The organism is Streptomyces tricolor (assembly GCF_002155905.1).
Taxonomy (GTDB): domain Bacteria; phylum Actinomycetota; class Actinomycetes; order Streptomycetales; family Streptomycetaceae; genus Streptomyces; species Streptomyces tricolor.
This window is the reverse complement of the sequence record NZ_MUMF01000144.1, coordinates 1-22967: the sequence shown is the minus strand read 5'-3', so window position 1 is coordinate 22967 and position 22967 is coordinate 1. Positions and strand designations below refer to the sequence as shown.

The following is a 22967-nucleotide window of genomic DNA, read 5'->3' as shown; positions in this document are numbered from 1 at the left end:
CTCCAGCAGCGGATCGTGTCCTGAGCTGGCGATTGTCGTTGACCTGGTATGGAGGGCATGACTGAAGTCAGTTGCTGGGCTGCGGAGTTGGAGTCGGTGTTCGCCCGGGTGGCGGGCCGGTTCGCTCGGGCGGATCTGCGGTGGCGGATGCGGGACTACGTCCGCGGTCTGCTGGGCCAAGCGGCACGGAAGAACGGCTGGCAGCTCGCGGAATGGGCAGGTCACCGCACGCCGGACGGCTTCCAGCGGCTGCTGAACAGCAGCGTCTGGGACGCGGACGCCCTGCGCGACGATGTCCGTGCCTACGTCGCCGAGCGGCTCGGACCGGACGGAGTGCTGATCATCGACGACACCGGGTTCATCAAGAAGGGCACCACTTCGGCCGGGGTGGGCCGGCAGTACACCGGTACCTCGGGGAAGATCGACAACTGTCAGATCGGGGTGTTCGCCGCCTATGCCACTCGTTCGGGCCGGGCCCTGGTGGACCGGGAGCTCTACCTGCCCAAGGCCTGGACGTCCGATCGTGACCGCTGCCGGGCGGCGAAGATCCCCGACGAACGCGGCTTCGCGACCAAGGGAGAGCTGGCCCGGGACATCGTCCGCCGGTGCCTGGCCGCTGGCCTGCCCGCCACGTGGGTCACCGCGGACGAGGCCTACGGGCAGGACTGGCACTTCCGCCGCCTGCTCGAGCAGCTCGAGATCGGCTATGTAGTGGCGGTGCCCAAGTCGCAGCAGATCAAGTCGCTGGCCGGCATCTGGCGCATCGACCAGCTCATCGAGGACGCACCTGCCGATGCCTGGCAACGGCTCTCCTGCGGCGACGGGGCCAAGGGCCCGCGCGTCTACGACTGGGCCGCGGCCAAGCTGCCCGCCAACCTCATCTTCGACCCCGACCCGCCCACCCACCACCGCTGGGTGATGGCCCGCCGCAGCATCTCCGACCCCGGCGAACTTGCCTACTACCTCGCCTACGCACCCGTGGGTGTCGAGATCGCCGAGCTGGCCCGCATCGCCGGCTCCCGCTGGGCGATCGAGGAGTGCTTCCAGGCCGCGAAGAACGAGTGCGGCCTCGACCAGTACGAGGTCCGCCGCTATATCGGCTGGTACCGGCATATCACCCTGGCCATGCTCGCCCACGCGGTCCTGACCGCACTCGCCGCCCAGGCCGCCGCGTCCGCAAAGGGGGTTGCAGAAACGGATCAGCCCTCGTCCCGCTCACCGTGGCAGAGATCCGGAGACTCCTGGACGCTCTCCTGCCCCACCCACGAGCCGACCGCGACCCCGTCACCCATGCACTGAACTGGTCGGCCTGGAGAAGACACCACCAAGCCGTCGCCCGCCGCTGCCACTACCGAAAACGCAGCTCAGGACACGATCCGCTGCTGAAGTATTAGACCGTGTCCTACGTGGTGAGGCGTCGTTGTTTCGTTCATGGGGCGGGGTACGTGGAGTTGGATTGTTCCGGACGGGTTGTGGGAGATCGCGAAGCCGCTGATCCCGCCGTCGAAGGTGCGGCCGCAGGGCGGCGGAACACAGGACACGCCTGATGAGACGCTGTTCGCCGCGATCATCTACGTCCTGGTGTCCGGCTGCGCCTGGCGTGCGTTGCCGCCCTGCTTCGGCGTCTCGAAGTCGACCGCCCATCGGCGGTTCCTGATCTGGTCGAGAGCCGGTGTCTGGGGGCGGTTGCACGAGGCCGTGCTGCATCGGCTCGACGACGCCGGCCTCCTCGACGTCACCCGCGTCGTGCTCGACACCGCCCACGTGAGGGCGAAAAAGGGGGCGAACACACAGGTCCGAGCCCCGTGGATCGGGGCAAGCCGGGTTCCAAGATGCACATCCTGTCGGACACGAACGGACTGCCCCTCCTCGTCGGCGTCTCGGCCGGCAACATCCACGACAGCGAAGGTCTGAAGCCGATGGTGGAGGGTCACCAAACGAGACACGACCCCTACCGCGGCCGGTACTTCAAGCCCCAGCGCCTGCATGCGGACAAAGCCTACGACCGGGCCGACCTGCGCAGATGGCTCCGGGGCAAGCGGATCGGCGTGCGCATCGCCCGCAAGGGCATCGAGTCCAGCGAACGATTAGGGCGTCGCCGCTGGGTCATCGAGCGGACGATGTCCTGGCTGTCCGGCTACCGCCGCCTGAGTCCTCGCTACGAGCGAGATCCCCGCAACTACCTGGCCTTTCTCGGACTCGCCGCCACCCTGTGCTGCTACAAGCGGCTCGTCCGCCTCACCACGTAGGACACGGTCTTAGTACGCCTGGGCTGCGGGGATCGACGCGTAGGCGAGTGAACACGATGCGGTGCAGGGCGGCGTTGGCCCGATGGTCGCCGCCGTAGTTAAGCCGACGCGTACTCCGCCGGCCGGAGGAGCACTCGATGGGGCTGGCTCCGTAAAGGGCAGCAAAAGACGCCTCGGTGCTCAGTCGCTCGTGATTATCCCGCATGGTCATCAGGAGAGTGACGGCGCTGTCCGAACACATGCCCGCCGGCGCGAGCAGCTGTGGGGCGTGACGTTCGACGAGCCGGGTCAGGCGTCGATTTCTCCGCCACCGTCGAGTGGGCCGAGGGTCGCGCAGGTGCGGAAAAGCTCGGCATTTCCCAGGCTGGACATTCGTTCCCGCAGGAAGGAGTCTGCACGACGATGCCTGATTCTTCAGGACGAAGCTTCTACCGGTGGGCGCACCATGTCACCGGGGTAACTGTGATCCTCTGAAATTTCGTCGGATTCAGGGACGTATGTAAATCCGAGCTTAAGCCAGACTCCGTACAGCTCCCGGTCCCACGCAGACAAGATGATCTCTTGATCGGGCACCCGAGCGAACAACTCATCGACCAAGGCTCGTGCCACGCCCCTTTGTCGGAACTCGGGAGAAACGTGGAGCTTATAAAGCCTGACGTAGCCGGGCTCGCCGCCTGCCGCGCGCTGCAGACTTGAGTGAAGCCATCCCATACGCACGCCTTGGTCGAAATCCTCTGCGATCAGAGCGTGCAGCGCCTCAGCCAGGGAGGCGGCCCCCTCCTGCTTCTCGACGGTGACCGTCCAGCCCTCGGTGTTGTTGCTCATCCATTTGACGTCCGCTGGATGAGCGTCCCGGACCCTGATCTTCATGCTTCGTAGCCTACGACTGCATTTTTAGTGGGCATCATGGCCGTGTGAGCCTGACCTCAGATGATCATCCGTGGTCTCGGACAGAACGGCACGGCCTCGTCGCACCCAATGTCGGATGTCGTCGATCGCGCTGAGCGCCGCTTCACGGCCGAGCTCGCGCGTGGCGACGTGGTCGATCTCCGAGAGCAGCGGCGGGGACATCACCAGGAGCCCCGCAGCCATGATGGCTTCGTTTGACGCACGCACGCTGCCCCCCGCGATCGCCCCAGCGTGCCTGCGGTATCGCCGTACCGTCCACCGATTGCGCTCCGCCCGTTGACGCACGCCCGGGACGCACTCCCGGCTCACGGCTCCAACCCAGCTCCGTACGCGCAGCCTTGCCAGCTTGTCACCAATCTACCTACATCCACTGGTGTTTGCTGCTTGAGATGTCATGGGCATTCTTTATGGGTCTGATCGTCGGCGTGGGTGCAACCTTGGGGGGCCGATGGCAAGAGGGGACGTCTGGGCGGGAAAGGGCACGACCGGATCGGTCGCGGACCTCGTCGCCCAGTTCGGCGAGGAGGTCAGGGCCAAGCTGCAAGGTCCCGCAGGGGCGGTCAGCAGTAAGGAGGACAGCCTGACCGCGCCGGTGGAGCATCTGCTGCGCGGCATGGCCTCACGGCAACGCCTCAAGCTCATCGTCCACGGTCAGAGTCGCATCAAGGAACTCGGGATCCGGCCCGACTTCGCCATCGCCTGCGGCGGCAGGACCCTAGGGCACGTCGAGCTGAAGCAGCCGGGCTCGGGGGCCGATCCGGAGAAGTGGTCTGTGAGGAGCCACGACCGCAAGCAGTGGGAGAAGATCAAGGCACTCCACAATGTGCTGTACACCGACGGATACCAGTGGGCGGTCTACCGTTTCGGCGTACAGGTCGGCCCGACCGGAATCCTGGTCGGAGACCTCGATTCCGGTAGTCGGCAACTCGTCGTCGCGGACACCGGGTTCGAGCGTGCCCTCACGCACTTCTTCCTGCCGGCGCCCATCGTCCACGACAGCATCAACGAACTGGTCAAGCGCATCGCAGGAATCTGCGCCCTGTTGCGTGACGAGGTCACCGAGCGTCTCACCCGCGAGGAGCACGGGGAGGCTGACGCTGCGTTCTCGATCCTGGCCGACAACTGGAAGGACCTGCTCTTTCCCGATGCTCGCCCGGAGGAGTTCGCGGACCAATACAGTCAGACGCTGACGTTTGCCATGCTGCTGGCTCGCCTTGAGCACATTGATCTGGGCAGGCTCACGCTTCCCGAGGTCGCGATCCGACTGGGCAAGCGGCATTCCTTGATGGGCAAGGCGCTCGCGGTGCTGACGGACGACGCCCTCGACGATCTGCGGGGCATCATCGACCCGCTGATCGACGTCTTATCGGCCGTCGACCCCGAGATGTTCAAGGACGAGACCGGAGACGCCTATCTCCACCTGTACGAGGGCTTTCTGGGCGCCTACGACCCGGAACTGCGACGGCGGACGGGTACTTACTACACGGCCGGCGAGGTCGTCCGCTTCATGGTCGGCTTCACCGACGAGGTGCTGCGTGACCGGCTCGGCCAGGAGGACGGCTACGGAAGCGAGGACGTCACCGTCGTCGATCCTGCCATGGGCACAGGGACCTTCCTCATCAACATCATCGACCATGTCGCCAAGTCCCTGTCACTGAAGCACGGAAGCACGCTCAAGTCCGGGCTTCTCCGGGAACTCTCGGGCCGACTGGTCGGGCTGGAGAAACAGACCGGGCCGTACGCCGTCGCCGAACTCCGTGTGCACCACGCCTTCCGGTCCCACGACGCCGACATCACGCGCCGCCCGCCAAGGCTTCTGGTGGCCGACACACTCGACGATCCCGCCGTCGAGCACCACCTCGGCTTCATGTACGAGGCTATCGCCCGCCACCGCCGAATGGCGAACAAGATCAAGGCGGACGAGAAGGTGATGGTGGTCATCGGCAATCCGCCCTACCTGCGGGGCGCGAGACAGTCGGGCGTCGGACGCTGGGTCACCGAGGGCAACCCGAACGGCCAGGGCCCGATCCTCGCCCGCTTCCACCCAGAGGACAACGGACGCGTCGGATACGCCCTCGACAACCTCTACGTCTACTTCTGGGCGTGGTCCACCTGGAAGGTCTTCGACCAGTTGACCGCCTCGGGAACACCGAAGGCCCCCAGCGGGATCGTCGCCCTCATCACCAACTCCGGATACCTGGACAGCGAGGGCACGGCCGGCATGCGCCATTACCTTCGCGAGGCCGCCGACGAGGGCTGGGTCATCGGTCTCTCCCCCGAGGGCGCCTACTCCGACACGCGCACCCGAGTCTTCCAGGATGTCAAGCGGGAGATCTGCATCGCCGTCTTCGTCCGCCATGGCGCCCCGGACGCGGGTACACCGGCGCGCGTCTGGCGACTCGACGTCCCCGCGGGCACACGCGAGGAGAAATTCAACTGGCTGGAAGGGCTTGGCCTCGACGGTCATCGCGACGGAACCTCCTGGCAACTATGCCGCACACAGTGGACCGCGCCTTTTCACGTCCTGTCCGACTCCGAGTGGTCGGCAATGCCACCGGTGGACGCCCTGCTGCCCTGGACGAGTTCCGGCAACAAGAACAACCGCAGCTGGCCCGTCTCACCCAGCCGGGACGTCCTGGAGAAACGGTGGCGTAGGCTCATCCAGGCTCCGGCAGACGCCAAAGCGGAGCTGATGAAGAGCACCGGAGACCGCCGTCCGGACAAGCTGGAACCACCACTGCCCGGCCAGCAGGAGACGGGCAGTCTTGCCGCAGAGAAAGAGAGGGTTCCAGTCATCGTCAAGTACGGACGGATGACGTTCGACCGGCAGTACATCATCGCGGACCGAAGAGTAATCGACCGACCTCGGCCGGCCTTGTGGTTCGCCCACAACGACCAGCGCCAGATCTACCTGTCCGAACTCCACACGGAATCAGGCCGTCCGGGGCCGGCGGTGAGTTTCACCGCCCTTCTGCCCGACATTCATCACTTCAAAGGCACCGAAGGCGGCCGCGTCGCCCCTCTTTACCGTCACCCCCACCAGGCTGAACCAAACGTCACCCCTGGCCTGCTGCGGCTGCTCACCAAGACGCACGGCGTGACGGTCACCGCCGAGGACCTCTTCGCGTACATCGCGGGAACAGCCGGCCACAGCGGCTACACCCGCCGCTTCGCCGCGAACCTCGCCGAGCGCGGTGTCCGTATCCCTATAACACGCGACCCGGCTCTGTGGGCGGAGCTCGTGGAAGTGGGCAGGCGCACGGTGTGGATTCACACGTACGGCCAGCGCTTCGCATCCCACCACGACAGTTCACCTGGCTCGTCCCCGAGGCTTCCCCCGGAGGAACAACCGGAATGCGTCGTCGTGATCGGAGAGGACGACGGGTTACCTGCGGACATCTCTTACGACGCGTCCACGCGAACCCTCACGGTGGGTACGGGCTGCATACGTCCCGTGGCGCCGGAAGTCTGGGACTATCGGATCGGCGGGGTGCAGGTGATCCGCAAGTGGTTCAGCTTCCGCAAGCGGAAGCCAGACGTGGAACGACAGACCCCGTTGAACGACATCCTGCCCCCGACCTGGCCTGCCCGGTGGACCGTTGACCTGCTTGACCTCATCAACGCGCTCGGGCTCCTCGTAGCCCTCGAACCCCGACAGGCCCGGCTGCTGGACGCCGTGAGCAGCGGCCCGCTCATCACCACCGACGACCTACGGGGCGAGGGCATCCTGCCCGTACCTGCCTACGCAACCAAGGAACCGAAACCGCCGCGGAAGTCTCGACGCGCCCCCGGCCCTGGTCAGGAGAGCCTCGACTTCTCGGACTGACACCCGCCCGGCCTGAGTGCCTGACGCCCGCAACATTAACGGAATACTGGCACGATGACGCCCCGCCGCAGCAGGCCAGCGGGGCGTCGTTGTATCAGGTCCCCGCCTACGCAGGCCCCCCGCCGGAGCGATCCGACGGGAATCCTCACCACCCGATTGGGCAGATCCGTGCTCGAGGAGGTGCTGTGCTCTCTGACGGAACCGGCTCTTTCGACGCATGTGCGAGTGCAATCGCAAAGTAGGCGCACCCCAGAACGTCACAGAGACACGGGCCGCATGAGACGCCGACCGCATCGTGCCCGACAGCGCAGCCGATTTCACGACGAGGCGCGCCGGAGCTCTCTGGTGCGGCTTCGTCGTCTCGCGGCCCACGCATAGCCCCCAGGCGGGGCCCACGCCGTATCACTCGTCTATCACACTGCAATCACTAACTGGGCGGACCCTCCGAGACCAGCAGGACCTGACCTGCTATTTCATGCCCGCGCTGGACTGGCGTAGACGCCCCTGGACGGTCTCTACAACCTGTGCCAGGTGGTACCCAGTGAGGGACCCAGGATCAGGACCGGAGCGTCTTCTGGCCCGTCGAAGCGGTATTGCAGGGTGTTCGGGGGTGTCTCACTCACGCCCCAGACCTTCTCACGTCTCACGAAATCTCACACGGCCAGGGCAAGCCGGCTGCTCTTGCCCCTGGCGGCGCGGCACGCCCGGCACTGCCGAGACTCGTACCGGAAGACTCGTACGTGGACCCACGAGGACGCCTGACCGTCGCGGCACCCAGGGAGGGGCTGTCGAGTGCCTGGTCGACGCCGGTGAGCTACAACATCTTCAGCACCGGCCGGCTCGGCGCGATCAGTGCGAGGCGGACGCCGGTGCTGCGGGCGGTGCGGTAGGCGGCGATCAGACATGTCAGTCCGTCCTGGCTGGTGCGCCTCACGGGGTGAGTTCGTCCTGGTGCCCGCCGCGCCACTCGGTGAGCAGGACGGTGGCGTCGTCGGCGAGCCGCCCGGCGTTGTGTTCCATGACGGCCGCCATGAGCCGGCGCAGGGTCTCGTGCAGGGTGTGCCGACCCGCGTGGTGACGGCGGATGAAGCTGACGAACCGGTCCCGGCCGAACTCGTCACCGCAGGTGTCGCGGGCTTCGACGATCCCGTCGGTATACAGCAGCAGGCGGTCACCGGGTTGCAGGTGTTCGGTGCGCTGGGTCACCGGCAGGCCCAGAGCGGTACCCAGGGGACCGGCCGGCGGGCAGGCCAGCTCGATGGCCCAGCGGTTGTCGCGGATGAGCAGGGGGAGGGGATGACCACGGTTGATCCAGGTCAGCCGCCCGCTGACCATGTCGAGGTCGGCCAGGATGGCGGTGACGTAGCGGCTGGTGCTGAACTGCTCCAGCAGCACCTGCTCCACCTGCTCGCTGGTCTCGGTCAGCGACGCGCCCTGGCGGCGGGCGTTGCGGCAGGCGGCCACGGCGACGTTCGCAGTGATACCGGCGGTCGTGTCATGGCCCATGGCGTCGAAGACGCCCAGATGCAGCGTCGTGTCGGCAACGGCGTAGTCGAAGGCGTCACCGCCGACCTGGTACGCCGGTTCCATCACCGCCCCCACGGTGACGTCATGTCCGGCATAAGCGGGCGGCGGGGTGAGGTTCCACTGCATTTCGGCGGCGACGTTCATCGGCTCGGTGCGCACCAGCCGCGCGTAGGAGTCGCTGAAGGAACGCTTGCTGAGCAGCAGCAATGCCGTGGTCGAGGCGAGATCGCGCAGGATGTCACGGGTCGGTTCGTCGTCGGTTTCGCTGTCGGCGCGGAGCACGCCCAGACGCTCCACGCCGTCGGTGACAGCCACCCACCACCGCCGCCGCCCGCCCGGTGAGGCGGCCGATGCGGGCTCGGCGAGCACATCCACACGCTGGTACGCCTGGCCTGGCAGACTGCCCTGGACGGTGAACTCCTGTCCTCCCCCGGCGGCGTCATTCCTCTTGCCGGTGAGCCGACGCAGCACCGTCTCACGGATGTCGACGACGTAGACGACCGTGTCGTACAGTCCGGCCTCTGCGGCGTGCGCGGCGACCAGGTCCGGAAGCTGCTTCAACGTGACGGTGTGACCGGCCTGGAGCATCCGCACCAGTGACAGGGCCGCTGCGGCCCTGTCAGCCATGACCGATCCTGTTCGGCCGCCGGAGTCCGGTCGAGGCCATGGCGACCTGCACCGGGGTACGGGAGGGACATCGCATGGGACGACCCCTTTCCGGCCCTCGTACGAGCGGTGATCACTACCGCGGCCGGCGCCGCCCGGCGCCGCCGGGACACACCACCGACGGGTCAGGGCCCGAGAACTGATCTCAACATACTCCGTCGGCTCCGTCGGCGCCGACGGATCGGTCATCAGCACAGCCCTGGCCGCTTGCGACACCCGCGCATCGGGGACGCCGGTCACGTTCCCGGCGTCAGGTACGGACAGGGAGGCACCGCCCGGGTCGAGCCGGCGGCCGGCGCCCTTGGGGCACCCGTACCCGACCGGGCGGCTGGTTGCGATTCCCCACGTGGGTACTCGCAGAAGTCCGAACGCACGTCCTCGCGAAGGTGAAGAAAATGACCACTTCTCCCCGGCCGTCGATGGAAACGCACCCGGACATACTCGACATGCGACTCAGGCACGAGATGGCCGAGCGCACCACGAGCACGCCCAGGGGACAGGCCATCGAGACCCTGGCCCTCCTCACCGGTCTGTACCTCGCGGCATCGCCGTGGATCACGGGCTTCAACACTCTGTCGACACTGGCCGTCAGCAACCTGCTCACCGGCATCGCCTACGCGGTCCTGATGAGCGGAGGATTCGGACGCGCCTACGAACGCACGCACGGCATGGCGTGGGCATGCTGCGCCCTGGGCGTGTGGGCCATCATCGCCCCGTGGGTGGTCGCCGGTAACGTCGACACGACGAAGACGATCGTGAACAACGTCATCACCGGCATACTGGCCTTCCTGCTGACCATGGCCGCAAGCGCAGCGGTCCGCGCAGCGGAGTCGTCCCGCGCGCGCGGCGGCATGTAGACGCCCTGCACCGACACCTCCGGCCGCGTCTGAGCCCGCCCCCTCTCCAGTTCGAGTTCGGCGTCTGCCTCCGGACGCGGCGGGAGCGGGCCCCGGCTGGTCCGGACAGCCGTGTCGTGGCCTGCCTTTCGCCGTGCGCCGGGGAACGTCGTCCCGGGATCCGATGCAGCTCGCGTCGAACTGGCCGCGATGGCGGCATCGGGAGCCACCACCCTGGTCTCCCTCATGGTCACTGATTCCTGGGCTCACGCCCGGGCACTGATGGGCCGGTTCCTGGCACGTGCGGGCGCGGACACCACCGCGATCACCGGCCTTGACGACGCGCGTACGCGACTGCTCCTCACCGGCACCGCGGCGGACGAGCGCGCCACGTCCGGTATCGCGGCCGAGTGGCAGACCCGTCTCGGTCGGCTGGTGGAAACCGGGGCGCTCACCGGCGAGGACCTGAGTGCTCTCGGAGCGTCGCTGCGCCGACTGGCGGTCGCTGCACCGGGCCACCCGGCAACGGTGCACAACACCGTCTCCGGCGGCACCCAGCACGGCCCGATCGTGCAGGCCGGCACCGTCACCGGCCTGGCCTTCCCCCCGGATCCGTCCCCACGCCGGGAACAGGACTGAAGGCCGGCCCGGGTGTCCTGTCGACGCCGGGCTCCCGGTCTCGTACGCCGCGTGCCGTCTTCCGCTGGTAGTCCGCGAATCGGACGGCCCGCCGCGGTATCCCGACCATCGCCGAAGACGGCGACCAGGGCACCGGCCTGCTCATCCCGCACCGCAGACGACGGGGCCAGACCCGCCTCGGTCCGCAACGGGAAGCCGAGCACGCCGCCGTTTGGCGTCCCGCGCGACGGCCGTCCGGATCATGATCGGCTGGCTGATCGGGGAAGTGCGTGAACTCATCGGGAGGGTACTTCGCACCAAGCGGTGCCTTCTTGCGGCGGGTCGGCAGCTCGGGCCGGCGTTCCTTGCACCACACCGGGGAACCGCTCACCCAGGACCCCGCCGCCGCAGTCAGCGCGGGAGGCGAAGGAGCGACGGTTCGCGGGGCCCGTGCCCGCGCCTTCGCTCATGCCGCGTCGTTCCGGACGGCGATACCGGTCACCGTGACCGCGACGGTGACCGGCTCCGCGACACCGTGGGTGGCGAGGTGGGCGACGACGGCGGCAGACACCCGGTCGTGGACGTTCCGGGCGATGTCCAGCACCCGCCGTCCCTCGGTCAGGACGCAGCGCACCTCGATGTGTCATCCCGAACCGTCCGGCGCCCGGTCGGCGCTCATGCCGGCCGCGGGCGGCGTGCGGTGCGGCCTGGTGTTCGCCCGAGTGGGCGCGGCGGCTGCCGCGAGGCGGTTTGCGAGGCGGGGTTGCAGGCCGGCCACGCCAGGGACCGCGAGGACCGCCTCGGCCGCGACGCCGGGGAGCGCGGTGGTGCCGGTGGCGGTCATTCACGTATCACCGCCGGTCGCGAGGCCGGGGCCGGGGGGGGCGGCCACGGCTCCAGTACGTCGACCACGGTGATGTCGACGGCCCTCACCGCGAGCCCCAGGGCATGCCCGGCCGAGTGGAGGACCTCATCGAACGGGGACACGTCGACGGCTGAGCCGGTGCGGGGCCGGTCGGCTCCCGGTGGTTCGGAAGGCCGCTTGGGCGGGTCGTCTAGTGCCATGGGCCCATCGCCTCCTGCAGGGACCGGCGTGCCCTGAACAGTCTGCCGCGTACCGTCTGCTCGCTGGTACGCGTCACGTGGGCTATCTCCTTGTAGGGCAGGCTCTGCAGTTCCCGCAGGATCCAGCAGACCCGCTGGCCGGCGTCCAGCTCGGCGAGCGCGCGGGACAGGGCGGCCGTGGCTGCGTCCTGCTCGGCGGTCCGGGCGGGCTGGCTCCACGCGTCGTCCGTCGCAGGTTCGGCGACGATGTCCAGGGGAAGGGGCGGCGGTCGGCGGCGGCGCATGGTCAGGCAGCGGTTGACGGTGATCCGGTACATCCACGTGCGGAACTCCGCGCTGTGACGGTATTCCGGCAGTCGCCGCCAGGCGCTGACGAAGGCGTCCTGAACGGCCTCCTCGGCGTCCTGGGGGTTGCCCAGCATGCAGCGGGCCAGAGCCAGGAGGGGCCGGCTGTGCCGCTGAACGAGAAGGGCGAAGGAGTCATCGTCCCCCTCGGCCGCCCGTACGACCAGCAATCGGTCGGGCAGGTCGGCTCCCAGTCGTGGAGAAGCAGTGTGTTCGGTCATGACGCTCCCACGCAGCTCGGAACGAGCGTGTACCCCCACACAGAGATGTGATGCATATCACATGACATGGGCGTGAGACGTACGCCGCGCCGTGTGTCCAACCCTCTGACGGGCACCACTCCGGTGTCCGGCCGACCGATCGAGGCGACCGTCATGACGGAGAACAACACCAGCGTCGGCGGGGGCGGCCGGTCCGATACAGGCGTGAGCGCGCTGAAGGGCCGGGCCGGGGCCGGAGCTCCGGCCGAGACACGAGGGAAGACCACCATCGCCGACGGCGTCGTAGCCAAGATCGCGGGTATGGCCGCCCGCGAGGTACCGGGCATCTACAACCTGGGAGCGGGAATGGCCCGCGCTTTGGGCGCCATGCGGGAACGCGTCCCCGGCGGAGGCGCAGGCGTCACGCGCGGGGTGAAGGTGGAGGTCGGCGAGCGCCAGGCCGCCGTGGACCTGGACGTCGTCGTCGCGTACGGCGTCCCCATCGTCGACGTCGCCGGCGACGTCCGCACCAGTGTCATCAGCGCCGTGGAGCGGATGACGGGCCTGGAGGTCGTCGAGGTGAACATCGCCGTCGACGACGTTCACCTGCCCGACGAGGAGGAAGAGGCCGAACCGGACGAGGGCCGGGTGCGGTGATCGACCGCCGCGCCTTCGGGGCCTGCGCGGGTGACGACCGCCGCGCCCTCAGGGCCTGCGCGAGTGATCACGCGGACGGCGACGTACGTACGCGAGACGGGTGAGTGCATGATGAACGCAGCAACGACGGGCCTCGCGGCCGGCATGGCCTTGGGCTTCGCCGGTTATTTCGGCGGCTTCTGGGCTTTTCTGCTGGTTCTGGTCCTCGGTGCGGCAGGGCTGATCGCCGGCCTCGTCGTCCAGGGCGACCTCGACCTCCCGGCACGGAGGCAGCGGTGAAGAACCGGCCCGGTTCCCCCGGCGAGGGATCGGGCCCACCGGCCTCGGCCGCCGGCCTGCCGCCGCCGGCCGAGCGGGGCGCCACCGTCATCCCGGACAGGGTGGTCGCCCGTATCGCCACGCAGGCCGCACGCACGGCCCAGTCCCGGCGTGCCGCCGTACCGCCGGACCGGGGCGGGCCGACGGCACCCAGCGTCTCCGCCGCCGTCCATCCCGGATCGGTGCGCCTGCATCTGGCCCTGGACCTGCCCTACCCCACCGACATCCCCCATGTCTGTGAGCGGATCCAGCAGGACGTCGCCGAACGAGTGGCCCAGCTGACCGGCTTGCGGGTGGGAGAGGTCCTCCTCACGGTACGGCGGCTGGTGACCGCCGCCGAGGGGAGCCGGGGGCGGGTCCAGTGAGCGGCCACGTGGCCCGTGTCGCCGGGCACCCCGTGGAGGAAGGGCGATCACGATGACACCCGATCCCGGCCCTCCGGGCCGCAGCCCCGCGTCGCCCGCGCACCGTGGCGCCGTGCCGCTGACGAAGGAACCCGACCCGCGCGAGCGCGACGTGTTCACCGCGGATCTCCCACCCGGTGAGCCCGACAGAGGGCACCGGACCCACCGCAAGTGGTCGACGCGCCGCATCGCGGCGGCTCTGGTCGCGACGGCGATCCTCGTGGCTGCGGTCGCGGCGCTGGTCGACGTCATCGCCGTACGGGCGGGACGTCCGGCAGCGGCCTGGCGACGGCATCTGGCCGACGAACTGGCCACCCGTCCCGTGGACGACGTGTGGATGCTCACGGGAGCCGCCGTGGCCGCAGCCGTCGGTGTCTGGCTGATCGTCCTGGCCCTCACGCCCGGTCAGCGCCGCTGGCTGCCCCTGCGCTCACCCGCCGACTGCCCCCGGTTGCGGGCCTTCCTGGCCCGCGACGGCGCCGCCGACCTGCTGCGTGACGCCGCGATGCGGGTCCCCGGAGTCGGCGCGGCGCACGTCCGGGTAGGGCGCCACCGCATCAAAGCCCGCGCGGACGTCCGCTTCCGCGACCCCCGGCGGGTGAAGGACGACCTCACCGCCGTCCTCGACGAGGAGCGCGACCGGCTGGCCCTCGCCCGTCCGCCCCGCATCGTCGTACGGGTGCGGCAACGCACCGACTGACTCAGCACCGGAGCCCGCACCATGACGCCGCGATCCACGCTCAACCGCAGTCTGCTGGCCCTCGTCGGCCTGGTCCTGCTCGGCGGCGGACTGCTGATCCTCTTCGCCGGGCTGGACCTCTACCGGCGACATGATCTGGTCCCGCCCGCGGGCTGGCCCCTGACCACCCCGGACGACGTCCTGCTCGGCTCCGCCGACCGGGTTCGCTGGAGCAGCCGGGGCTGGTGGTGGTGGCCCGCGGTCATCGCCGCCCTCGCCCTCACCGCCCTGCTCGCCCTGTGGTGGCTGCTCGACCAGCTGAGCCGACGCCGTCCCGGCTCACTGCCCGTCGGCGGCACATCCCTGCAGGGGGGCGTCGAACTGCGCGACCGCGCACTCGGTGACGCGATCGCGGCCGAAGCCGGTGCCCTGCCGACGGTCGAGCATGCGGCCGTGCGCGTCACCGGGCGGCCTGCCCACCACCGCACCCGCGTCAGGCTCACCCTCACCCCCGAGGGCACGCCCGGCGCCACTCTCGGCGCCCTCTGCGAAGGCCCGCTCCGCACCGCCCGCCGGTCCACCGGCCTTGCTGACATGCCCACTGAGGTCCGCCTGCAGGTCGCCCGCCACAAACCACACCGGGTGGAGTAAGGAAGGGACCGACCGTTCCCACCTCGACGCGCTTGCATTCCCTCGCAGTTGGCGGGGAATCGGCACCCCCCAAGGGAGAAAACCATGATCATCCTGGGCATCATTCTGCTTGTCGTCGGCTTCCTCACCGGGATATCCATCCTGTGGACCATCGGGATCATCCTGGTGGTCGTCGGAGCCATCCTGTGGGTCCTCGGCGCGATGGGACACGCTGTCGCCGGTCGGCGCCACTACTGGTGATCGCTCCCGCGCAGCTGGTCGCCGCCGCACGGCTGGCCACCGATCCCCCGGCCCGCTGGCCACGCGGATGCCCGTAGAGCAGAGCCAGCGGCCACAGGTCGGCGGCCCCGTCGTGGCGACGGGTACGGAACGGACGCTCGCCGATCAGGTGGCAGCGGGAGGGAGTTCACAGGCTCACGGGGAGTCGGTCCCGTGGCTGTCAGGTCGGCGCAGGCGGCGTGTCGCTACCGGTGTCGAGAAGGATCTGGCCGGCCCCGGTGACGTTGTCGGCCCGTACGGCCCGGGCCATCGCGGCGCGCGCCGCGTCGGGCGACGTGTCCGGAGGGACCAGCAACAGAGAGAAGAGGTCCCGCTCGCCCCGGGTGATGAGGACGGTGTCGTCACCGACCGGGAAGGAATCGATGTGGACGACCCGGCCGTCGACCACCACCCGGGTCGGCAGTCCGTCCCACGCACTGCCGTCCAGACCGACCCGGGTGACAGGCCCGAGATGCTCGGTCAACGCGGAGATCAGCGAGGGGAGCTCGGCACCGATGTCCCGGGACCGTGGCCACCAGGCACCGTCCAGGATTCCCTCGCGTGCATGTGTCGTCTCCAGTCGCAGCAGGGCCGTCCCCGGTCTCACCGACCGGTGAACGGCGTCCGGCAGGAACCTGGCGAAGTCGGGGGTGTCGGCCATGATGTCCGCCCGTCCGCGGAGAGCAGTGCGACCGCAGAGCATGCGACCGCGATACGACCCTGCTACCTCACCGTACTCCGCACGACGCCCGCACGAGCGTCCCGCCGCAGAACGCGGTCAGGGAAACAGGCAACGGCTCCGGCGTGAACCCGCCGGAGCCGCCCTTCCGGGTCATTGCACGTGAGAGTGCGCCGACCCGCTTTCCAGGTTACGCCAAAGGGATTAATCCGACATGAACCATCCTTGTGCAGGTTCGCTTCGGCCGGAGCAGCCGGCGCGGCGGCTCAGCCACGCCCTTCCTCTTCCGTCTCCATCTGCCGGATCCCCCGGTGCGTCAGTGTGATCATCGCGGGCGTATTGCCCCTCCCCCAGTCCACGACGACCCAGCCTTCGTCCGCCAGGTACATACAGGCAGCGGCCATGTCCTGCTCAGGGATACCGAGGTCGGTGCGGAGCTTCACCCCATCGACGCCCAGGAGCCGATTGCCCTCGGCGGCTTGGTACAGGGCCTGCATGATCCTCTCGCGGTACGTCTTCCGATCTCGCAGAATCGACATGACGCGCCTTCCTCTCCTGCCCATGGTCGGGCCGACGACGATGTCATCCGCGGTCGCCGTCGCGGCGGGGCGCGTCGGAACGCTCGCGTCCACCGCCGGCCGACGGTGCCTCCGGGGTCGGCGCCCGACCCCCGGCAGAACATCGCTGTAGTGGAAGGCAGCGATCCGTTGGGCGTGCTGACCGTTGAGCTGGTGGATCAGAACGACTCCGACGGCGATCAGGACGAGCAGTACGGCCACGGCGATGACAGTCATGGTTCTCTCACCTCCGGGGCCTTCGCCCGCCGGTCGGGGGGCCGGCGCAGGGACGACGGTTGGCCTGCTCCGCCGTCGGTCTCCCACGCTTGTTCCCTGTTTCGGGCATCTATCCTGTCTGCTGCCTCCTCCGCGGCCGGGGCATCGATGCCGTCGCCGGCCATCAGCCGGGCGGCGGCGTCCGCACCGGTTTCCGGCGGGATCACCAGCACGTCCCGGCGGCCGTCGGCGGAGGAGAGAGTGAGTCTGTGCGGATCCTGCCCCTCGATGGACCAGCCCACCTGCACGGTGCGCCCGGCGGCGGACACCCAGTGCGGCAGGACGGGCCAGTAGGCCGGGTGCACGGTGACACCCGTGATACGACCCCAGAGATCGCCCAATGCGGCCGTCAAGGACGGCAGCTCGCGGGTGAGGGCACGCGAGCGAGGCCACCACATGCCGTCCAGCCCGCCCGGCATGGGCGCCACGGACAAACGAGCCGTCGGCGGCGGTGCGCGCCTGCTCGATGTCGTACGGTCAATGGTCACGGGCATGGCGCGGACCTGTCCCCGGGCTCGTGGGTGCGGCCCGGCGTTGTCGATCACCGGGAACGGCACCCGCAGCGGAGCCGGTGCGCGAAAAACTCCCGGTGTCTTCACACTACTCCGCTCACCGGCCCGAAAAGCCGGTGATGACCACGTAGCTTCCTGCCTTCCGGAACTCGTGGGCTCCGGACCGACGACGGTGACCACCACGGCACATCCACGGAACGGCCGGCGTACCACTGGGCTCGACCGAGCAGGGCACACCGCATCGGCCTCCCTCACATGGCTGTCACGAACTGAGCGCACACCCGCGAACCACAAGGGCCGGACCTGTGCGCGCCCCAGAGCGGCTGGTGGAAGGACGTAGGGCAGTGCCACCTGCTGTGCGACGAGGGTGCGCACATCGGCTCCCGGCCGGGCGCCGTGCTCACCAGTTCAGGCGCAGACCCGAGATGAAGGACGTGAGGCGGTCGGCGATGAGTCGGTCGTCGTGGGCCGAGTAGTGCCAGTGGCAGCCCTGGAAGTCCAGTCCCGTGTCGTCGAGGAACCAGTAGCGCACCCCACGGTCGCCGGCGTCGTTGCGGGCCTTGACCACCTGCTGGACGTGGGCGGCGAACTGGCCGGTGCCGACGGCCACGAGGATGGTGCCGGTCCCGTAGCGTGTCCGCAGTTTCTGGAGGAAGTCGCGGTAGGCGGTGCGGTAGGCCGCCGCGAGGCTGTCCGGCGTCCATGGCTCATCGGGGCGCACGGGGGTCGAGAAGTCGTTGGTGCCGAGGTTGACCACCACGAGCCGCGGGCGCCAGGTGCCCGGGTTCTGCCAGACGTCGCCGGGCACGTTCAGCAGGGCGCGGTCGTAGAAGGTCCGGTACGTGACGTCCGGCGAGCCGCCGTTGTAGTTGCGCACCATGCCGAGCCCCGAGTAGCCGTTGATCTGGTAGTCGGCGTTCAGTCGCCGAGCGGTGAGGGCGCCGTAGCCGACGTCGGCGTTGGTGGTCCGTCTGACCTGGTCCGAGGTGCACTCGCGGGAGGTGGAGAGGTTGCCGTAGCCCACGGTCAGGGAGTCTCCGATGAACTCGATCTGGCGGTCGCGGGCCGCCGGTCTGCTCAGCACGGCACCGCCGGGCGCGGCGAGGAAGCCGCCGAAGGTGCTGGTGTCGCCGGGGCTGTCGGTGCGCTTGACGAGCCGGACGGTGTGCGTGGTGTCGGACAGGCCGTTGATCCAGTGCGTGGTGTCACCGGGTGCGACCAGCGTGGCGATGGTGGTTCCGTCGATCCGGACGTCGTAGTCGGCGGCCGGGTCGTCGAGCACGATGCCGACGCCGGTGCCCCTGACGATGCCCTCGAAGTACACGCCGGGCCAGCTGTACCGCACCGTTTCTCCCGCGTCCTGGACCCGCCCCGCGGTGTGCACCTGCGCCAGCACTCCCGTGGCAGGGACCGGTCGGTCCGCGGTGGCCGCCTGCGCCGTGCCCGCCGTGCCCCAGGCGGACGACAGCACCGCCGAGAGGGAGACCACCGCGGTCAGCACCGCCCTCGGCCTGCCGCGCCACTGCCACGGCGCCCTGCGTGTCATCGACGTTCCCTTCATCCGTGTCTCCTTGCTCGGTCCTCGTGGCGGAAGCCGGTCATCGCGCGCTTGCTCGTCGGCGGCGGGGTCGCGCAGGGCGCAAGGGCAGCCGGACGGCGGGCAAGCGCGCGGAGATGGTCTCCGGGGGGCACCGCGCTCAGTCGCGGTGGGTGCCGTCCAGCGGGGAGGAGCCGGGCGGGGCGGTGGTGCCGGGGCGGACGGCCCGGGAGCCGGTGTCGGTCTGGGCGCCGGTTGCGACGGTGGCCTGGTGGGAGGCGTTCCTGGCCGTCAGGGTGAAGAACGTCCAGATCTCACCCGGCAGCCAGGTCCTGGAGCCGCTGTCACCGGGGGCGCCGTCCTGCGGGGCGGCGATGTGTCCTTCGTCGAACGCGGCCCAGGCCACCGGATGCCCGGCCGAGCAGCCGGAGTAGGCGGTGATCCGGTGCGTCAGGCTGCCCTGTGCCGGCTCCGGCGGGTTCTGGGGGGTGCAGCCGTTGTTCCTGACGAACCTGTCCCGCATCGCCCGTCCGCCGGAGATGCCGAGGACGCTGTCCCGGAGGCCGTGCACGCCGAAATAGGCGATGGGCTGGGTGCCGCCGCTGCATCCGCTGAGCTGCCCGCCGCTCTGGATCGCGACCGCGCGGAAGACCGTCGCGCGGGAACACGCGAGGGCGTACGACATGGCGGCGCCGTAGCTGAATCCCAGGGCGAACCGCTGTGTGGTGTCGACGCACAGGTCCGACTCGATCCGCCGGAGCATGTCGTCGACGAAGGTGACGTCCTCCCCGCCGGCGTTGGCCCAGCCGTTGTCGAGTCCTTGGGGTGCGACGAAGACGGCGCTGTCGTTCGCCAGGCGCTGGAGTCCGTAGTAGGCCCAGGTGCCTGTTTCCACGGTGCGGCCCGTGGCGACGTCGGTGGAGGTGCCGCCCCACCAGTGGAACCCGAGGATCAGCCGGTAGGGGCGGCTGCGGTCGTAGCCGCCGGGGATCCGCAGGATGAAGGTGCGGTTCTTGCCGCCGCTCCGGATCGTGTGCGTACCGCTCGTCAGGGTGGGGGTCTTGCCGCATCCGGAGCTGGGAGCGGCGGTCGCGGCAGCTGTGCGGGGGGCCGTGGGCGGGGTGTTCCCGCTCAGGTCCCGGCCCAGTGCCGTGCCGCCCGTGCTCAGGACGATCAGCATCGCGGTCACGGCGGCCCATAAAGGCCATGAGAAGGACGCCGTCCTTTTCCCGGTTCCGTTCCTTGTCATCGTGCGACTCCCTTTCCGACGCGATTCCACTTCTGGCTGTCCCGGCCGTTGCAGGTCCACAGGACCAGCGGGGTCCCGTTGGCGGTGCCGGCCCCGCCGGCGTCGAGACACAGTCCGGCGTGGGTGTTGCGGATCGACCCGTCGGAGCGGACCGTCCACTTCTGGTTGTCCTGGCCGTTGCAGGGCCAGGTGATCACCCGGGTGCCGTCGACGGTGCCCCGCTCGTAGGCGTCCAGGCACTTGTCGCCGTAGACGCGGATCTCGCCGCCGGCCCAGGTGGTCCACAGCTGGTTGGCGGCGGTGTGGCAGTCCCAGAGCAGCACCGTGGCACCGGCGGCGGTGGAGGCGTTGTCCACGTCCGCGCAGCGGCCGGACGCGGTGCCCCGCAGACGCGAGGTGGTGGCGGCCAGCGGGCTGCCGCCGGTCACCCGGAACACGGCCACGCCGTGCGCGGGGACGCTCGCCGAGATCTGCCCGGACGTGCTCGACGTGCCGCCGGTCCACAGGTCGGTGAGGGTGAACGGTCCGCCCGACAGGCCCACTTGTGCGGCCGTGGTGGTGAGTGTCGCGGTCCCGTCGCCGCGGTTGAACAGGCCCACCGCGACCGAACCGTCCGCCAGGGGTTTGGCGAAGACCTCGGTGGCGCCGTCGTCGCGCACCCGGCGCCCGCCCGCGCCCAGCGCGTCCTGGTTCACCGCCAGCAGACGCGGGTTGCGCAGGATCGCGCTCACGTCGGCGGACATGGTGCGGATGTCGTTGCCGGCCATGAGCGGAGCAGCCATCAGGGCCCACAGGGCGAAATGGGAGCGGGACTCGGTCAGTGACAGGCCTGGGCGGCCGACGACCAGCATGTCGGGGTCGTTCCAGTGGCCGGGACCCGACTGCGCGGCCAGGGGCGCGGTGACGTCCAGGACGTTGCCGACGCCCATCGGATAGCTGTTGGTGTTGTTGTTCTGCCAGATGTCGAGCAGGTCCTCGGTCGTCCGCCACAGGTCGGCGACCTCGCCCCAGTCGTAGGTGGCGCCGGTGATGGCGTGGAAGCTGTTGGGGTTGATGCTGTAGACGATCGGCCGCCCGGTGGCACGCAGGGCGTCGCGCATGAGCGTGAACCGCGCGACCTGCTCGTCGCGCGTGCCGCTGGAGGAACACCAGTCGTACTTGAGGTAGTCGACGCCCCACGAGGCGAAGGTGGCGGCGTCCTGGGCCTCGTGGCCCTTGCTGCCCGTGGATCCCGGGTAGGTTCCCACGGTCTGGGCGCAGGTGCGTTCGCCCGGCACCTGGTAGATGCCGAATTTCAGGCCCTTGCCGTGGATGTAGTCCCCGAGCGCCTTCATGCCGCTGGGGAACTTGGTCGGGTTGGCCCGCAGGTTGCCCGCCGGGTCGCGCTGGGGGTCGAACCAGCAGTCGTCGACCACCACGTACCGGTAGCCGGCGTCCCGCATGCCCGAGGACACCATCGCGTCGGCGGCCTGACGCACCTGGGCCTCGGTGATCCCGCACCCGAAGCTGTTCCAGCTGTTCCAGCCCAGCGGTGGGGTGAGGGCCGGACTGCCCGGCGCGGCGGAGGCGGCGGAGGGGGCCGAGGCCGTCGCGGAGGCGGTGACCGTGAGCGCCGCGGCGGCGAGGAGGCGGAGCAGCCGTCCGCCTGATCGTCGGGGCATCAGGGCTCCTTTTCTGGGAGGGCGCCCGAGACAGAGGGTCCGAAATTTCGAATGCCATTCGGAAACTTACGGCCCCCCGGATGTTAGAGAGTCGCCCGGACATGTCAACCCTCTGCGCGGCCGGGCCGGCCGAGGGACGGACCTGCGGCGACACGAGCATGCCACCTCGAATGTTTCGATGACCCTGCCGATTCATGCGGGAGGGATTGACGGCCTCGGCAAGCTCTCTATCATCCCATCTGCTCGACAAGTCGATCCACATTCGAAATCCCGAACACACAGAGCCGCTCCACTCACCCCCGCCCCGGAGGGACGCCACTCATGGACCTGTCATGTTCTGATCAAAGCGATCACCCGTCGCGTCGTCGCGCGCTGGCGGTCGCCACCGGCCTGGCCGCCGGCGCGCTCCTCCCTCCGGCCGCAGCCACCCCCAGCGCCGCCGCCCCGGCCACAGGCCCGGCCGGCGCAGCCGCGGCGTCGTACACCAACCCGGTGATCTGGCAGGACTTCGCGGACCTCGACGTCATCCGGGTCGGCGACACCTACTACGCCTCGGCCTCCACCATGCACTACTCGCCGGGCGCGCCCGTCCTGCGCTCCTACGACCTGGTGAACTGGGAGATCGCCGGTCACTCGGTGCCCGTCCTCGACTTCGGCGCCAAGTACGACCTGAACGGTGCGCGCGGCTACGTCCGGGGCATCTGGGCCTCGTCACTGGCCTACCGGCCGAGCAACAGGACGTTCTACTGGCTGGGCCAGATCGACTTCGCCCGGACCTACATCTACACCGCCACCGCCGTCGAGGGCCCGTGGAACCGGCTGACGACGCTCAGCACGCCGTACTACGACGCGGGGCTGCTCGTCGACACCGACGACACCCTCTACGTCGCGTACGGCAACACCACCATCCACGTGGCCCAGTTGTCGCCCGACGGCCGCACCCAGGTCCGCACCCAGCAGGTGTTCACGACCCCGTCCAGTGTCGGCACCCTGGAGGGCTCCCGCTTCTACAAGATCAACGGGCAGTACTACATCTTCCTGACCCGGCCGGCGAACGGGCAGTACATCCTGAAGTCGTCCAGCGGTCCCTTCGGGCCGTACACGATGCGGCAGGTGCTCCTCGACCTGCCCGGTCCGATCCCCGGCGGTGGCGTCCCGCACCAGGGCGGGCTGGTGCGGACGCAGAACGGCGCCTGGTACTACCTGGCCTTCGTCGACGCCTATCCCGGCGGCCGGATGCCCGCTCTGGCGCCGGTCTCCTGGACCTCGGACGGCTGGCCCGTCGTCC

Annotated in this window: 23 protein-coding genes and 2 pseudogenes; 13 read left to right on the top strand and 12 right to left on the bottom strand. The window is 69.4% G+C overall.

The genetic code is table 11. The features are described 5' to 3' along the window. Nucleotides 1-48: 48 nt before the first annotated feature. Both CCN44_RS11755 and CCN44_RS11750 read left to right on the top strand, forming a co-directional pair. Nucleotides 49-1299 (top strand): IS701 family transposase, encoded by a 1251-nt coding sequence (locus CCN44_RS11755; RefSeq protein WP_107502062.1) that lies wholly within the window; start codon nucleotides 49-51, stop codon nucleotides 1297-1299. Between the two features lie 132 nt (nucleotides 1300-1431). After that, nucleotides 1432-2249 (top strand): IS5 family transposase gene (locus CCN44_RS11750; protein ID WP_086020240.1). Its coding sequence is split into 2 segments (ribosomal slippage): nucleotides 1432-1774 and nucleotides 1774-2249, totalling 819 coding nucleotides; the frame shifts between segments, so codons are not numbered across the junction. Here CCN44_RS11750 and CCN44_RS46100 read toward each other — a convergent pair. The 3 genes and pseudogenes from CCN44_RS46100 to CCN44_RS47625 form a co-directional block, all read right to left on the bottom strand. Next, the gene (locus tag CCN44_RS46100; protein ID WP_237480860.1) at nucleotides 2239-2454 is read right to left on the bottom strand and encodes an IS110 family transposase; all 216 of its coding nucleotides are present in this window, start codon (nucleotides 2452-2454) and stop codon (nucleotides 2239-2241) included. The two genes, CCN44_RS11750 and CCN44_RS46100, sit on opposite strands and share 11 nt — an antisense overlap. Before the next feature lie 209 nt (nucleotides 2455-2663). Beyond that, complete coding sequence (locus CCN44_RS11740) at nucleotides 2664-3119, bottom strand: GNAT family N-acetyltransferase (protein ID WP_086697605.1); 456 nt, start codon at nucleotides 3117-3119, stop codon at nucleotides 2664-2666. Nucleotides 3120-3176: 57 nt separating this feature from the next. Then, nucleotides 3177-3341, bottom strand: a pseudogene (locus tag CCN44_RS47625) (VapC toxin family PIN domain ribonuclease); the annotation flags it as partial. A gap of 265 nt (nucleotides 3342-3606) precedes the next feature. Here CCN44_RS47625 and CCN44_RS11730 point away from each other — a divergent pair. Beyond that, nucleotides 3607-6984, top strand: coding sequence for a type ISP restriction/modification enzyme (locus CCN44_RS11730; protein ID WP_158103093.1), 3378 nt, complete (start codon nucleotides 3607-3609; stop codon nucleotides 6982-6984). 930 nt (nucleotides 6985-7914) lie between these two features. Here CCN44_RS11730 and CCN44_RS11725 read toward each other — a convergent pair. Beyond that, on the bottom strand, nucleotides 7915-9138 hold the full coding sequence (locus CCN44_RS11725) for a PP2C family protein-serine/threonine phosphatase (RefSeq protein WP_086697603.1): 1224 nt from the start codon (nucleotides 9136-9138) through the stop codon (nucleotides 7915-7917). Nucleotides 9139-9572: 434 nt separating this feature from the next. Between CCN44_RS11725 and CCN44_RS11720 the strand changes: the two genes are divergently transcribed. The 3 genes and pseudogenes from CCN44_RS11720 to CCN44_RS44990 form a co-directional block, all read left to right on the top strand. Further along, entirely contained in the window at nucleotides 9573-10034 is a 462-nt protein-coding gene (locus tag CCN44_RS11720) for an SPW repeat protein (RefSeq protein ID WP_237480845.1), read from the top strand. A gap of 189 nt (nucleotides 10035-10223) precedes the next feature. Then, entirely contained in the window at nucleotides 10224-10652 is a 429-nt protein-coding gene (locus CCN44_RS11715) for a hypothetical protein (RefSeq protein WP_086697601.1), read from the top strand. 86 nt (nucleotides 10653-10738) lie between these two features. Then, nucleotides 10739-10879, top strand: a pseudogene (locus tag CCN44_RS44990) (IS5/IS1182 family transposase); the annotation flags it as partial. Nucleotides 10880-11097: 218 nt separating this feature from the next. Here the strand turns inward: CCN44_RS44990 and CCN44_RS46090 are convergent. After that, complete coding sequence (locus CCN44_RS46090) at nucleotides 11098-11265, bottom strand: hypothetical protein (RefSeq protein ID WP_237480846.1); 168 nt, start codon at nucleotides 11263-11265, stop codon at nucleotides 11098-11100. Between the two features lie 421 nt (nucleotides 11266-11686). Further along, nucleotides 11687-12262, bottom strand: a complete 576-nt coding sequence (locus CCN44_RS11705; protein WP_208639756.1) for an RNA polymerase sigma factor — start codon at nucleotides 12260-12262, stop codon at nucleotides 11687-11689. Nucleotides 12263-12415: 153 nt separating this feature from the next. On the opposite strand from CCN44_RS11705, the gene CCN44_RS11700 reads away from it, so the two are divergent. The 6 genes from CCN44_RS11700 (at nucleotide 12416) to CCN44_RS44985 (ending at nucleotide 15190) form a co-directional block, all read left to right on the top strand. Further along, entirely contained in the window at nucleotides 12416-12898 is a 483-nt protein-coding gene (locus CCN44_RS11700; protein WP_086697623.1) for an Asp23/Gls24 family envelope stress response protein, read from the top strand. A 108-nt stretch (nucleotides 12899-13006) separates the two neighbouring features. Further along, a complete protein-coding gene (locus CCN44_RS44395) occupies nucleotides 13007-13177 on the top strand; it encodes a hypothetical protein (RefSeq protein WP_158103092.1) in 171 nt (56 codons plus the stop codon). Further along, a complete protein-coding gene (locus tag CCN44_RS11690; protein WP_086697599.1) occupies nucleotides 13174-13581 on the top strand; it encodes an Asp23/Gls24 family envelope stress response protein in 408 nt (135 codons plus the stop codon). Before CCN44_RS44395 ends, CCN44_RS11690 begins: the two co-directional genes overlap by 4 nt. Nucleotides 13582-13693: 112 nt before the next feature. Continuing rightward, nucleotides 13694-14320 (top strand): DUF6286 domain-containing protein, encoded by a 627-nt coding sequence (locus tag CCN44_RS11685; protein WP_237480848.1) that lies wholly within the window; start codon nucleotides 13694-13696, stop codon nucleotides 14318-14320. Nucleotides 14321-14341: 21 nt separating this feature from the next. Next, complete coding sequence (locus CCN44_RS11680) at nucleotides 14342-14950, top strand: alkaline shock response membrane anchor protein AmaP (RefSeq protein ID WP_086697598.1); 609 nt, start codon at nucleotides 14342-14344, stop codon at nucleotides 14948-14950. 84 nt (nucleotides 14951-15034) lie between these two features. Further along, nucleotides 15035-15190, top strand: coding sequence for a DUF6131 family protein (locus CCN44_RS44985; protein WP_086697597.1), 156 nt, complete (start codon nucleotides 15035-15037; stop codon nucleotides 15188-15190). A gap of 199 nt (nucleotides 15191-15389) precedes the next feature. Here the strand turns inward: CCN44_RS44985 and CCN44_RS11670 are convergent, their stop codons facing one another. The 6 genes from CCN44_RS11670 to CCN44_RS11645 all read right to left on the bottom strand — a co-directional run bounded on the left by CCN44_RS11670 (nucleotide 15390) and on the right by CCN44_RS11645 (nucleotide 21679). Beyond that, the gene (locus CCN44_RS11670; protein WP_086697596.1) at nucleotides 15390-15869 is read right to left on the bottom strand and encodes a DUF5994 family protein; all 480 of its coding nucleotides are present in this window, start codon (nucleotides 15867-15869) and stop codon (nucleotides 15390-15392) included. 284 nt (nucleotides 15870-16153) lie between these two features. Further along, nucleotides 16154-16681, bottom strand: coding sequence for a hypothetical protein (locus CCN44_RS47620; RefSeq protein ID WP_308406196.1), 528 nt, complete (start codon nucleotides 16679-16681; stop codon nucleotides 16154-16156). Next, nucleotides 16678-17148 (bottom strand): DUF5994 family protein, encoded by a 471-nt coding sequence (locus CCN44_RS11660; RefSeq protein WP_308406197.1) that lies wholly within the window; start codon nucleotides 17146-17148, stop codon nucleotides 16678-16680. The genes CCN44_RS47620 and CCN44_RS11660 overlap by 4 nt, the downstream gene beginning before the upstream one ends. 484 nt (nucleotides 17149-17632) lie before the next feature. Continuing rightward, on the bottom strand, nucleotides 17633-18778 hold the full coding sequence (locus tag CCN44_RS11655; protein WP_086697620.1) for an SGNH/GDSL hydrolase family protein: 1146 nt from the start codon (nucleotides 18776-18778) through the stop codon (nucleotides 17633-17635). A 151-nt stretch (nucleotides 18779-18929) separates the two neighbouring features. Further along, nucleotides 18930-19949: a CE1 family esterase gene (locus CCN44_RS11650; protein WP_086697619.1), complete on the bottom strand. Its 1020-nt coding sequence runs from the start codon at nucleotides 19947-19949 to the stop codon at nucleotides 18930-18932. A 65-nt stretch (nucleotides 19950-20014) separates the two neighbouring features. After that, nucleotides 20015-21679: a glycoside hydrolase family 27 protein gene (locus tag CCN44_RS11645; RefSeq protein ID WP_086697594.1), complete on the bottom strand. Its 1665-nt coding sequence runs from the start codon at nucleotides 21677-21679 to the stop codon at nucleotides 20015-20017. A gap of 321 nt (nucleotides 21680-22000) precedes the next feature. Between CCN44_RS11645 and CCN44_RS11640 the strand changes: the two genes are divergently transcribed. Then, nucleotides 22001-22967: glycoside hydrolase 43 family protein (locus tag CCN44_RS11640; RefSeq protein ID WP_143649703.1), on the top strand; the 967-nt coding region annotated here is incomplete at its 3' end.

Coding starts and splice junctions, on each gene's coding strand:
- CCN44_RS11755 (WP_107502062.1), top strand. CDS start 49: ATGGAGGGCATGACTGAAGTCAGTTGCTGGGCTGCGGAGTTGGAGTCG.
- CCN44_RS46100 (WP_237480860.1), bottom strand. CDS start 2,454: ATGCGGGATAATCACGAGCGACTGAGCACCGAGGCGTCTTTTGCTGCC.
- CCN44_RS11740 (WP_086697605.1), bottom strand. CDS start 3,119: ATGAAGATCAGGGTCCGGGACGCTCATCCAGCGGACGTCAAATGGATG.
- CCN44_RS11730 (WP_158103093.1), top strand. CDS start 3,607: ATGGCAAGAGGGGACGTCTGGGCGGGAAAGGGCACGACCGGATCGGTC.
- CCN44_RS11725 (WP_086697603.1), bottom strand. CDS start 9,138: ATGGCTGACAGGGCCGCAGCGGCCCTGTCACTGGTGCGGATGCTCCAG.
- CCN44_RS11720 (WP_237480845.1), top strand. CDS start 9,573: ATGACCACTTCTCCCCGGCCGTCGATGGAAACGCACCCGGACATACTC.
- CCN44_RS11715 (WP_086697601.1), top strand. CDS start 10,224: ATGGCGGCATCGGGAGCCACCACCCTGGTCTCCCTCATGGTCACTGAT.
- CCN44_RS11705 (WP_208639756.1), bottom strand. CDS start 12,262: ATGACCGAACACACTGCTTCTCCACGACTGGGAGCCGACCTGCCCGAC.
- CCN44_RS11700 (WP_086697623.1), top strand. CDS start 12,416: ATGACGGAGAACAACACCAGCGTCGGCGGGGGCGGCCGGTCCGATACA.
- CCN44_RS44395 (WP_158103092.1), top strand. CDS start 13,007: ATGATGAACGCAGCAACGACGGGCCTCGCGGCCGGCATGGCCTTGGGC.
- CCN44_RS11680 (WP_086697598.1), top strand. CDS start 14,342: ATGACGCCGCGATCCACGCTCAACCGCAGTCTGCTGGCCCTCGTCGGC.
- CCN44_RS44985 (WP_086697597.1), top strand. CDS start 15,035: ATGATCATCCTGGGCATCATTCTGCTTGTCGTCGGCTTCCTCACCGGG.
- CCN44_RS11670 (WP_086697596.1), bottom strand. CDS start 15,869: ATGGCCGACACCCCCGACTTCGCCAGGTTCCTGCCGGACGCCGTTCAC.
- CCN44_RS47620 (WP_308406196.1), bottom strand. CDS start 16,681: ATGACTGTCATCGCCGTGGCCGTACTGCTCGTCCTGATCGCCGTCGGA.
- CCN44_RS11655 (WP_086697620.1), bottom strand. CDS start 18,778: ATGACACGCAGGGCGCCGTGGCAGTGGCGCGGCAGGCCGAGGGCGGTG.
- CCN44_RS11650 (WP_086697619.1), bottom strand. CDS start 19,949: ATGCTGATCGTCCTGAGCACGGGCGGCACGGCACTGGGCCGGGACCTG.
- CCN44_RS11645 (WP_086697594.1), bottom strand. CDS start 21,679: ATGCCCCGACGATCAGGCGGACGGCTGCTCCGCCTCCTCGCCGCCGCG.